This window comes from Dietzia papillomatosis NBRC 105045 (genome assembly GCF_001570845.1).
Lineage (GTDB): Bacteria > Actinomycetota > Actinomycetes > Mycobacteriales > Mycobacteriaceae > Dietzia > Dietzia cinnamea.
This window is the reverse complement of record NZ_BCSL01000065.1, coordinates 1-10,956: the sequence shown is the minus strand read 5'-3', so window position 1 is coordinate 10,956 and position 10,956 is coordinate 1. Positions and strand designations below refer to the sequence as shown.

The following is a 10,956-nucleotide window of genomic DNA, read 5'->3' as shown; positions in this document are numbered from 1 at the left end:
CACTTGGAGCTGAGTTGGGCTCCACTTGGGCTCCACTTGGAGCTGAGTTGGGCTCCACTTGGGCTCCACTTGGAGCTGAGTTGGTCTCCACTTGAGTTCCACTTGGAGCTGAGTTGGGCTCCACTTGGGCGCGAGATGAAGCCGACTTGGCACGCGAACGAGCCGTCCGCCTGGCACCGTTGGCCCGCTTCTTGTCGGTGTCCTCCTTGGACCCCTGGTCCTCGACCCAGCCGAGAATCCGGTAGCCGACCTCGCCACTCTCGATCTCGATCTCTTCCCAGAACCCAGCTTCGATGAGGCCAGTGATCTTGGAAGGGGTGCCCTTGAGTCGCCTTACGTCCGAGGACGGGATGATCCCGTCGACCTCATTGAGACCGCACCAGAGGTTGCAGTCGTACCAGAGTGCCTTGGAGCCTGCCGTCAGGTTCATGTAGCCACTATCAGAGATCAGGTTCGTGTAGCTCTTGATCCAGGGCTTCATCGGACACCGCCCTTGGGGGTGATGCGCTGGCAGCTCATGAGCGGCTCGATGTCGTCGAGGTCGACGACCATCCGGTTGTAGCCGAACCGGTAGCCGGGGATCTTCCCGGCGTCGACCCAGTTGCGGATCGTCTTGGGAGTGACGCCGACGAGCTCGGCAGCTTCCTTGACCTTGATGGGCCGGTTGGGCTCGTCCCACTGGACGTCCTCGTGGGCAGCATCGGTGTTCATGACAAAAGACCCCTCTCGGTCACTCCACCGCGACTGTCGCGGCAGAACCGCAACGCCGTCGTCGGGACGGAGCTGCGAAACTCGTCGTCGTACATCCGACTTGGCGGTATGACCTGGGGTCTTGGGGGTAACTTTACCGCGCTTACCCAGAAGTTCCGATTAGGAACTTCTATCCGTCTACGCTCTGCAACAGCAGGTAGGTAATCGCTCCTGGGTTTTCAGGGCGCAGGACATACAAGCGCGGATCAGGTCAATCCGATCCGACCTCGTGGGGATCCTCAACGGGATGGAGCACAATGACCACCAGCAAAACACTGATGCGGCTGGTTGCCGCTGCCGCGACTGCACTATTGATGGCCGGATGCGGAACCAGCTCCGAAAACGAGGTCGCCACCGAAGCCGCTGCTGCAACCCCAACGGAAACCATCGAGGTCGCCGAGCACGAGATCGTGGTGGGGGAGCCGTTTACTATCAACAGTCCCCACTACGTCGCGCATGTCACCGTCACCGACGTGTTCCGCCCCGAGACCTGCGGGCCGGTTCCATACTCGGACGGAGCGGAGTACCCCACCCACATCGGCATCGAGATGGACGTCGAGGTCGAGTCGGGCAACGGCGAGGGGTTCGTCCCTAACGGCGTCAACGAGCGCACCGCGGATGGGTACAGCAAGGAGAGCCGGGCGATCGCTGCCGTGAACTGTGGGGTTCACAAGGAACTGTCGGCCACCCGAGTGTGGACAGGCGAGAAGTATCAGGGCGTCATATGGCTCCAAGAGGACGTCGACCCGAACTCGGAGATCATATTCGAGCCCCACGTCTCCGATCAGGAGCCAGACGTGACAGAGGTCTACGTCCTGGACCTCTCGGAGTTTGATCTGTCCGGCGATACCGGTTCGACCACTCAGCCGACGCCTGAGGCTGCCCCGACTGCTGCTGCTCCCTCAGGCCCCACCTTCGTCCGTTGCATCGACGCCGGCGGAATGGCTGCACTCTCTGACGGGTCGAGGGTCTACCAAGACCGGTGCTACGAGAACGCAAACCGCTCGGGTGGAGATACGACGCAGGCCCGAGCTTGGACCGAATGTGTGATCGCCAACGGGATCGACTACTGCTTGGGGGCCTACGCACCGCAGTACCAGGACGCCCCTGCGCCCACTCACGATGGCGTCCCCATCGCTGACGGCGGCACCTGCCCTGCCGCCCAATGCGGATACGGTCACGACGAGCATGGAAACCCGAACCCCAGCTCGGGTGAGATACAAACCCGAGACGGATGCGAGGAAGGGTATATCACCGATGTCGAGCTGTGTGCCGCAGTTGGAAGCCCGATCCAGTGATTCCCGGTTGCGAGAAAAGCGCCCCATCCCCGTGTGCGGGTGTGGGGGAGAACCTCTGGAGCGGAGTGCAAATGCGCATCGTCCGCTCCGAAGGCGAGCTCCCTAGTTTCAACGAACTAATGTCCGAAGGCGATCGCCGCGGCCGTCCAATCCCTGGCGTCCCCGGTTCCAACGAGCCGAGCCAAGGAGCGCAGATACACCGAGCGAGTGAAGGAACCGTCGGGGGGCCGCAGGGCCCGGGCGACGGCTGCGAAGGGGTGTAACTGTGGAGCTTCGCCCCGGGGAGTCCGGCGCAACTGTGATGGTGACAGTCAAGACCTACCCGAACCCTTCACAGTCCTACGGTGAAACAGTATGTGTTGCCGGGGTCCGGCTTGACCGGGCCCAGCCAGAGTGGATTCGTCTGTACCCGGTGAAGTTCCGCACTACGGACCTCGATGCGCGCTTTAAGAAGTACGAGATCATTAAGATCCCAGGCACTTATCGCGGAGCCGACGACCCTAGGCCAGAGTCGTTCAAACCACGACAGGACGGAATCGTCCACGGCCGCGTAGTGGATTCGTCGAAAAACTGGCGGGAGCGGCGTGACCTCCTGGGAGGCCTCCTCGGAGCTACAACGACCTGCGATTTAATTCGCGCCAATCCCGCGGGGGAGATGGCTAAGCCTGCCCCATCCCTGGGGCTAATAAAGCCTACTGTCCGCAGCGTCGAGGTGGTCCCGGGCGAACCGTGGACACCGGCGGAGCGCGCGAAGATCGAGGCTGCAAGCGCCCCGGACTTATTCGGGAACGAAGTTCCACCGCTTGAGGCTGCTCCTTACTCCGTCCGATACAAGTACAACTGCGCGCACCCTCTATGCGCTGGCCACAACCAAAAAGTGCTGGACTGGGAGCTCGGACAGGCTGGCCGGCGGTGGGCGCGGCAGTACGGCCCCAAAGGGGCGGCTGAGAAGATTCGGCAGAAGTGGGGGGAGCAACTGATTAGCTCAGACCGCGATGTCCACTTCTTCGTGGGGAACCAAGCTCGCTACCGTCAGTCGTTCAGCGTGCTCGGTATTTGGTATCCGAGGATGGAAGATCCAGCCCTCTTCTAGACGTGTACGACACGCAGCCCCGGTGCTCGTCCGGCGAGTGCCTCGGCTACCTGGTGGCGGTGGCAAGTCGAATGATCGCGCTCGAAGCAGAGCAGCGCGACAGACCCGCCGTCGAGAAGCTCGGCAACATGGCTGAGTGCATCGTCTGCTGCGGAGGACTCAAGGATCTCCTCGAACCTCTGGCGCGAGGATTGATCTCCAGCCCGGTACGCGTCACGATTGTCCTTCGGATTGCCCAGCGATCGGGCGTGGACATAGCCGATACCGGCGGCAGCAAGAGCGGCCGCCAGCTTCGTCTTCGACAGGCCAGGCTTTCGAGAGAGTGGCGTTAGACGTACATCAACGAGGACCTGCACGTCCTGCCTTCGAAGGTCACTGATCAGATCGTCAGCCGTGCGACCTTCGTATCCGATGCTCACTACGCTCGGCGTGCGCTTCTCAGGGGGCATGCGCCCATCGTTTCTCACTCGCGCACTACGCCACAACTCGATGCCCGTAGTCCCCGACGACAACGCGCGTGTAGTGCCAGTTCAGCGTGGGCGAGTGTCGCCTACACATGCTTCAGCCCCGTCCGGAGCTACACGGTCGGGCCGGGTGGGGGCCCCACCACCGTGATCCCCCGCACCTTGAAAGGCGCTACGTCGGTGACCCCGAGAAAAGCGAGTTCGGGCCCGGCTAGAGGTGAGGCAACAGCGAACTTCCCCCACGCTATTGCTGCTGGTCAGTTCACTCGGCTGAGGTTTCGATACAAAGTCGCTCGCGATACGCGCAGGGTCTCGGCAATAGTGTTCGCAGACTCTCCGGACTGCTTCATCCGCTGGGCGAGCGCGACCTGATCCTCGGTCATGCTCCGAGGGCGTCCGGTGTGTCGCCCGCGGGCGGCAGCGGCCTCACGGGCTGCCGCCGCTCGTTCGGCCTTGAGGTCAACTTCGTACTCCGAGAGTGCGGCGAATATCGCGGCCATCATCTTCCCCGTCGGAGTAGTGAAGTCCAGACTCTCCCGCAGGGAGACGAGGCTGATACCGCGTTCTTGGAGGTCGCCGATGGCTTCGATAATCCCAGTGAGGGAACGACCGAGGCGGTCGAGAGCTACGACCACGACCGTGTCCCCCGGCCGGGCGTAGTCCAAGAGCTCACTCAGGCCAGGTCGATCATTGCTCCGGCCGGTCCACTTGTCGGTGAAGATGTGGTCGACGCCCTCGTGCTGGAGCGCGTCGATCTGCTGATCGAGATGCTGCTTGGTCGTGGAGACTCGTGCGTACCCGAGGCGCTCGCCGTTGGTGCTCATACCTATTTGTCGCAAAAGTCGCCAGGTACGTTACTTCTGAGACGCAACTTGTGCGACATACTTCTGAGACGGACTGTCCTAGGCCTTCGCCCGACTTGAGCGACCGGCTCTCGCCGTCTCACTTCTAAAGATTCGAGACGGTGGGTCGGCGACTACAGCCCGTAGCAATGTCGATGCGCCTAGGCTCAGCAGTGCAAGCGCAATTGAACGAGGGACTGATGCAGGACAGGGGGCAGCGTGACCGCTCGCAAGTACGAGAGGTTCGCGATTTATCGACCTGAGTTTCTCGGCGATGAGCACTGGGAGAGCCTCGTGCTTGAACTCGACCGACTCTCTCGTTCGCTGGATGCCGAAGATGACGGTCAGGCGTTAAGTGACCTGAAGTGCCTCGTCGAGGCGGTTGCCCGAGTCACACTCGAGATTGCTGGCGAGCCCGCTCAGCCAAGTGACCCACTGGATAAGACGGTGGGGCGAGCGCATGGACTCCTTGCGGGTCAACCAGGGCAGGCCCTCGCAGTGGGTGGTGAGTTCGGCAGGATCGCGTCCCAGTCGTCCAAAATTGCCCGCACCATCGGGATCATCCGCAACCAGTACGGGGGCGGTCATGGTCGGTCGCGCAGGCCCCATCTGCGGGACGAGATGGTAGACCTTGCGCTCGATGGGGCCTTGATGTGGTGTCGGTGGTCCGTGCGACGTCTGGGCCTCTTCTCGGAGGGGAGGCCAACCTCACTTGTTCGGGACCTGGTGGAGCAGCCCGCCACGTTTTACTCGGGTGACCTTCGCCGCCGACTTGAGGCCGCGAATCTTTCATCGCTTGAGTTGCACCATCAACAGGAACTCGGTGTTGCAGTCGGTCAGCGAGTAATGCGGGAGACTTTCGTTGTCCGATGGGACGGACTTGATCCGTGTCTCAAGTCTGACGGCCTGGTCACCTGGCCTGGTGGTTACCGGATAGGGCTTCTGCGCGGGCTGTGGTTCAACCCGGACGGGCTCCCCACTATCACCCCTCAGTCAATCCGCGACGGGCTGAGCGTGATCGACCCAGTGCCGGATGTCGCTGAGACGTTGAATGAGCTAGTGGAGCGCGCAGTGGTCTCCACGGAACCCTCCCTGCCCGACGCAGATCGCATCGAGTTGCAGGAGACGGTCGGCTGGCTCTCGCGCCGTATCCCTCTCCGACCTGAGGGCGAGAGGGCTGCCTTGCGTCGACTTGAGCACCACCTCAATGGGGTGCCGTTCTAGAGCGAGGCCTAACCTTACGGCCATGCCTGACGGGATCTCTCAGCGCCATCAATACGATGAGGAGATCGAGCTAGAGCGCTCGCAGGTCCGAAGGAGTAACAGCGAGTGTCGCGACTGACTGAACTACTGAGGCAGGCCCGCAAGGCGGATAGGCAGCTCGGCAAGGACTTGGAGAAGGAGGTCGCCGCGCTGACGAAGCGGCGGGCTTTCGGGCTAGTCTTCGAGCGGCATCAGCCGGAAGCCGTGGAGTTGCCCGGCCGGGCCGTGCGTCGCGGAGACAAGGTCCGTGTGCTCCCACTACGGGGTGAGGTCAAGCAGGGCGACCAGCGGCTGTGGCGGGTAGACCGCATCGAGCGGGTGGACGGAAACCTAGTGGCCCACCTCCTGGAGCTGGATGTAGATGAGCCGGAGAGGCAAGCCGTCATCACCGAGGACCTCGTGGTCGTTGCAGAGTTCAACGACCGCATCTACCCCGGGCTAGTTGAGACAGGACGCGTGGAGCGCGGCGGTAGCAAACCATTCCATACCGTCATCAACGCGGAGAACTTCCACGCCCTGGAAATGCTCACCTACACCCATCGTGGGCAGGTCGATGCGATTTACATTGACCCCCCGTATAACACAGGCGCGAAGGACTGGAAGTATAACAACAATTACGTCGAGGCTGACGACGATTATCGACACTCGAAGTGGCTCGCCTTCATGGAACGACGGTTGGCCCTAGCGCGAGAGCTTCTGAACCCTGATGGCGCGGTGCTCCTCGTGACGATAGATGAGAAGGAATACCTGCGACTCGGACTCTTGCTTGAACAGACGTTTCCCGAGGCACGTATTCAGATGATCAGCAGTGTTATTAACCCGAAGGGGGCGACCCGGTCGAACGCCTTTGGGCGGACCGACGAGTATCTCTACTTCGTGATGTTTGGTGAGGCAGTCCCTAGACCTCTGCCTCTCCCAGGCGACTGGAAAGTTGTTCGAGACGCTAGAGCGGAGACGTTGCGCTGGGCCGAACTGTTGAGATCTGGAACCAACGCTCGCCGCGCTGATAGGCCGGGCCTCTATTACCCACTCTTCTTGATGAATGATGAGGCTGGCCCTCGCCTCCATTCCGTGGGTGAGCCTCTACTGACTGGCGCGCCCGGTGAGGTTGAACCTCCACCTGGCTGCGTTGCAGTGTGGCCTACCCGGTCTGATGGTTCAGAGGGAAACTGGCAGGTGGGGCCCGAAGCTGTCTTGAGACTCGTAGAGAGCGGCTATCTAAAGATCGGTAGGTGGCGCGGCTCGCGCACGTCAGTCACCTACTTGAAGCGCGGTGAGCAGGCGAAGATCGAGGCTGGCCTCTTCCCGGTCGTGGGTCGTCGCGCAGACGGCTCTGTGATCGTAGATTCATCCGCCTACACGCCTACATTTGTTCCAGGAACTCAGTGGAGGATCCCGTCTCATGAGGCAGGTGGTCCTGGTGGAAGTGGTCTATTGCGGCAACTTCTACCGAATGGCCGCTTTCCCTTCCCGAAGTCTCTTTATGCAGTCGAGGACTCACTGCGGTTCTACCTCACCGACAAGCCGGACGCTGTGGTTCTCGACTTCTTCTCTGGGTCGGGCACCACAGCACACGCCGTCATGCGCCTGAATAGGCAGGATGGCGGGTGTCGCCAATGTATCTCGGTGACCAACAACGAGGTGTCGGCCGAAGAGCAGAAGCGGCTGCGCAAGCAGGGTTTAAGGCCCGGTGACGAGGGCTGGGAAGCGCTCGGGATCTGTGCTTTCATTACGCAGCCTCGAGTCACCGCAGCTATAACGGGTATGACCCCCGGAGGTGAGCCGATCAAGGGTGATTACAAGTTCACCGATGAGTTTCCGATGGCTGAGGGGTTTGAGGAGAATGCGGCCTTCTTCACCCTGACGTACGAGGCTCCGCTGTCTGTACGTCATCACCGGGCATTCGAGCAAATAGCTCCGATGTTATGGCTTCGAGCAGGTTCGAAGGGTCGGATTATCGCTGACCTGGGTGAGGACGGTTGGGATGTGGCCGAGACCTACGGGGTGCTCGAGGACCTTGACCGGGTTGGGGACTTCGTTGCTCGGATAGAGACGGTGAGCTCGGCGCGGATGGCGTTCATCGTTACCGATGATGATTCAGCGTTTCAGATGGTTTGCCGGGACCTACCGAGCCGGGTGCTGCCTGTGCGGTTGTACGAGTCGTACTTGCAGAACTTCAAATTGAGGGGTGGCCGCTGATGCGCTTCACACTGAAGGACTACCAAGCCGAGGCCGTCCGGGACGTGTTGCGGGACTTGGAGCAGGCCCGGGATATGTATCACCGCTACGAGTCGCTGTCGCAGTTTTCGCTTACGGCCACTACAGGCGCTGGCAAGACGGTGATGGCTGCCGCGGTGATCGAGGCGCTGTTCTTCGGCAACGACGAGCTCGACTTCGCACCTGACCCTGGGGCAGTCGTGCTCTGGTTCTCGGATGACCCGTCGCTCAACGAGCAGTCCCGAGCTCGGCTGCAGGAGGCCGGTAGTGAGTTGGACTCGCGGCTGAAGGTGATCGAGACGACGTTTTCCGAACCAACTCTGCGGCCGGGGAATGTGTACTTCCTGAACACGCAGAAGCTGTCGAAGAACTCACGGCTGGTACGTGGCGAGGCACCTCCGACTCCTGGCCAGGAACGACTGTTTCAGCCGCGTCCAGATCAAATGCAGTCCTCGATCTATGACGTCATCACCAACACGGTCCAGAACGAGGATCTGACGTTGTACTTCGTCCTCGACGAGGCCCACCGGGGGATGGGGACCACGAGCCGGGATCGCACGACGATCGTGCGGCGGCTAATTAACGGCAGCGGGTCGGTACCGCCGATGCCAGTGGTGTTCGGCATCTCGGCCACCGTTGAGCGCTTCGAGGCGGCGATGAAGGACGCCAAAGACCGCACCGCGCTTCCCTCCGTGGTTGTGGACTCGGCCCTGGTGCAGGCGTCTGGACTTTTGAAGGACGACATCGTGCTGTCGATCCCGGCTGAGGATGGTGTCTTCGACACCGTGCTGCTGCGCCGGGCAGTGAAGAAGATCCGCGCCTCGACCGCGGCGTGGCTGGAGTACGCCGACGAGCAGGAAGAGGCCGATCCGGTCATCCCGCTTCTGGTGGTCCAGGTAGGAGACAAACCATCGCAGGAGACCCTTCTGCGGACACTGGACACGATCTACGACGCCTGGCCTGAACTCGGTCCCGATGCCGTGGCCAACGTCTTCGGAGAGCACCGAGACCTAGTAGTGGGCCAGCAGCCTGTGCCGTACATCGAGCCGCAACGAGTGCAAGATGCCAAGCACGTTCGAGTGCTACTAGCTAAGTCCGCAATCTCCACCGGCTGGGACTGCCCCAGAGCAGAGGTGCTGGTGTCCCTGCGCCCGGCTAAAGATCGCACTCACATCACCCAGTTGCTCGGCCGGATGATCCGCACCCCTCTGGCGCGGCGCATCCCGGGCAACGAACTGCTCAACTCGGTCGACTGCCTGTTGCCGTTCTTCGACCGCAAGACCGCCACCGGTGTGGCCGAGATGCTGATGCAGGGTGCGACCTCGAAGGACGACGAGGGCACCGACGCCGGAGGCGGTGAAGGACGCCGGGTTCTGTTCGACCCCGTGGAGCTGCATCCCAACCCCCAGGTGCCCAAGGAAGTCTGGGACTGCTTTGCTGAGCTGCCGACGGTGACGATCCCGAAGAGGGGCGTCAAGCCCATCCGTAGGCTCACTGCCCTGGCCACCGCGTTGTCCAAGGATGGCCTTGTTGAGGACGCGGTGGAGAAGGCACACGAGCATCTTCACGCGGTACTGGATGGCCGGGCCGTGCAGTACAAGGACAAGGTCGAGCAGGCACGCGATGACGTGCTGACCATGAGCGGTGAAGAGGCCCGAGGACGACTCGGAGGAGGGTTTTCCTACAAGTCGTTTCAGGAGTCTGCTGACCCGCGGGCTATCGAGGACTCCTACCGAGCCGCTGCACGTGTCCTGAGCCCAGCACTGTGCTCCTCATATGTCAACCACCTGGTCGACGCCGGCGGCGACGAGGACGACCTTCTGGAGGCCAACATAACCGTGGCTGCGTTCGGCACGGTGCCGGAAGTCGGGGAAGCTGTCGAAAAGGAAGCCGATGACCTGGCACGGACCTGGCTCAACCAAACCCGGGTGGCCCGCAAGCGACTCTCGGATGAGCGTCAGGCGGAGTACGACCGGCTCGAGGGCATGTCCACGCAACCCGAGCGCATCTCCCTAGTACTGCCAAAGGCGGCGCAAGCCGAGACGAAGGTTCGAGATACGGACGGCACCGAGAGCCCGCTGGAGACCAGGCTTATGCACCTGATGGCAGCTGAAGATGGCTCGTATCCGATATCGTTAAACGATTGGGAGCGGAAAGTCATCGACTCAGAGACCAAGCAACCCGGCTTCAAGGGCTGGTACCGCAACCCAGGGCGCGCGACGAAGGAGTCAGTGGCCATCGCTTACAAGGAGGCCTCCGGCGACTGGAAAGCTCTTCGTCCCGACTTTGTTTTCTTCGGGACCGACCACACGGGCCAGGTCGTTGCGGATCTGGTAGACCCCCATGGCCACCATCTTTCTGACGCGCTACCAAAACTGCGCGGGCTCGCGACGTTCGCGGAAAAGTACCAAGGCGAGTTCCGGCGTATCGAGTCCGTAGCCGAGACCGCCGGAACAATGCGCGTGCTGGACCTGACCAAGCACCATGTCCGGCAGGCCATACGCGACGCTGACACGGCCAGGGGGCTGTACGAATCAGACATCGCGAGCGACTACTGATGCAAACGGCCGACGGTGCAGGTGAACGGGTCGCCGGCGACGCGTTAGTAACCGAGAGAACGTTGATGCAGCAGACGAGACGTAGGGATCGTCTAGTGGCACGGGGAGGGCAGGGGCGTCGGGGGAGTGCGTCAGGGTAACGGTCCCGTCGGGGCACTCACGGCGTCTCTTCGAGTCGATCGACGATTAGGTGCCACATTTCCTCTGGGACGATCTCTCGGACAGCTCTGATTACCTGGTCCATCTTCACCATGACGTGGGCGATTTCCATTTCATCAGAAGGGCTGGTCGTCGCCTCACGGAGGTGCGCCGCGGCGCTCAGGCCCGCTTGGATACTCACATCAGCGCTGCCGCCAGCCAGATTTTCGAAGGCGCGCTGCATGACGGCCTCAAAGTAGGCAAGGGGGGTTAGTGCCGTACGCACCCCGTCGTCTAGATCGAGCTGCTGTTCGCGAGCGCGTCGCTCAATGT

At 61.7% G+C, this 10,956-nt stretch carries 10 protein-coding genes; 5 read left to right on the top strand and 5 right to left on the bottom strand.

Going from position 1 to position 10,956, the window contains the following annotated elements:
• Together DPA01S_RS16865 and DPA01S_RS15100 are read right to left on the bottom strand one after the other, a co-directional pair.
• Positions 1-430: hypothetical protein (locus tag DPA01S_RS16865; RefSeq protein WP_157076985.1), on the bottom strand; the 430-nt coding region annotated here is incomplete at its 3' end.
• Positions 431-477: 47 nt separating this feature from the next.
• Positions 478-711: a helix-turn-helix domain-containing protein gene (locus DPA01S_RS15100; RefSeq protein ID WP_061917603.1), complete on the bottom strand. Its 234-nt coding sequence runs from the start codon at positions 709-711 to the stop codon at positions 478-480.
• 296 nt (positions 712-1,007) lie between these two features.
• Here DPA01S_RS15100 and DPA01S_RS15095 point away from each other — a divergent pair, with 296 nt between their 5' ends.
• Together DPA01S_RS15095 and DPA01S_RS16570 are read left to right on the top strand one after the other, a co-directional pair.
• Positions 1,008-2,048: a hypothetical protein gene (locus DPA01S_RS15095; RefSeq protein WP_061917600.1), complete on the top strand. Its 1,041-nt coding sequence runs from the start codon at positions 1,008-1,010 to the stop codon at positions 2,046-2,048.
• A 301-nt stretch (positions 2,049-2,349) separates the two neighbouring features.
• Positions 2,350-3,141 (top strand): DUF8757 domain-containing protein, encoded by a 792-nt coding sequence (locus DPA01S_RS16570; protein WP_084374808.1) that lies wholly within the window; start codon positions 2,350-2,352, stop codon positions 3,139-3,141.
• Here DPA01S_RS16570 and DPA01S_RS16565 read toward each other — a convergent pair.
• Entirely contained in the window at positions 3,138-3,590 is a 453-nt protein-coding gene (locus DPA01S_RS16565; RefSeq protein WP_084374806.1) for a DUF488 domain-containing protein, read from the bottom strand. The two genes, DPA01S_RS16570 and DPA01S_RS16565, sit on opposite strands and share 4 nt — an antisense overlap.
• 272 nt (positions 3,591-3,862) lie before the next feature.
• Positions 3,863-4,429: a recombinase family protein gene (locus DPA01S_RS15085; protein WP_061917594.1), complete on the bottom strand. Its 567-nt coding sequence runs from the start codon at positions 4,427-4,429 to the stop codon at positions 3,863-3,865.
• Positions 4,430-4,666: 237 nt separating this feature from the next.
• Between DPA01S_RS15085 and DPA01S_RS15080 the strand changes: the two genes are divergently transcribed.
• The 3 genes from DPA01S_RS15080 (at position 4,667) to DPA01S_RS15070 (ending at position 10,485) form a co-directional block, all read left to right on the top strand.
• Entirely contained in the window at positions 4,667-5,671 is a 1,005-nt protein-coding gene (locus DPA01S_RS15080; RefSeq protein ID WP_061917591.1) for an abortive infection family protein, read from the top strand.
• 105 nt (positions 5,672-5,776) lie between these two features.
• Positions 5,777-7,909: a site-specific DNA-methyltransferase gene (locus DPA01S_RS15075; RefSeq protein WP_061917588.1), complete on the top strand. Its 2,133-nt coding sequence runs from the start codon at positions 5,777-5,779 to the stop codon at positions 7,907-7,909.
• Positions 7,909-10,485: a DEAD/DEAH box helicase gene (locus tag DPA01S_RS15070; protein WP_061917585.1), complete on the top strand. Its 2,577-nt coding sequence runs from the start codon at positions 7,909-7,911 to the stop codon at positions 10,483-10,485. Before DPA01S_RS15075 ends, DPA01S_RS15070 begins: the two co-directional genes overlap by 1 nt.
• Before the next feature lie 157 nt (positions 10,486-10,642).
• On the opposite strand, the gene DPA01S_RS15065 is transcribed toward DPA01S_RS15070, so the two are convergent.
• The coding region (locus DPA01S_RS15065; protein WP_232303199.1) for a hypothetical protein at positions 10,643-10,956 on the bottom strand (314 nt) is incomplete at its 5' end.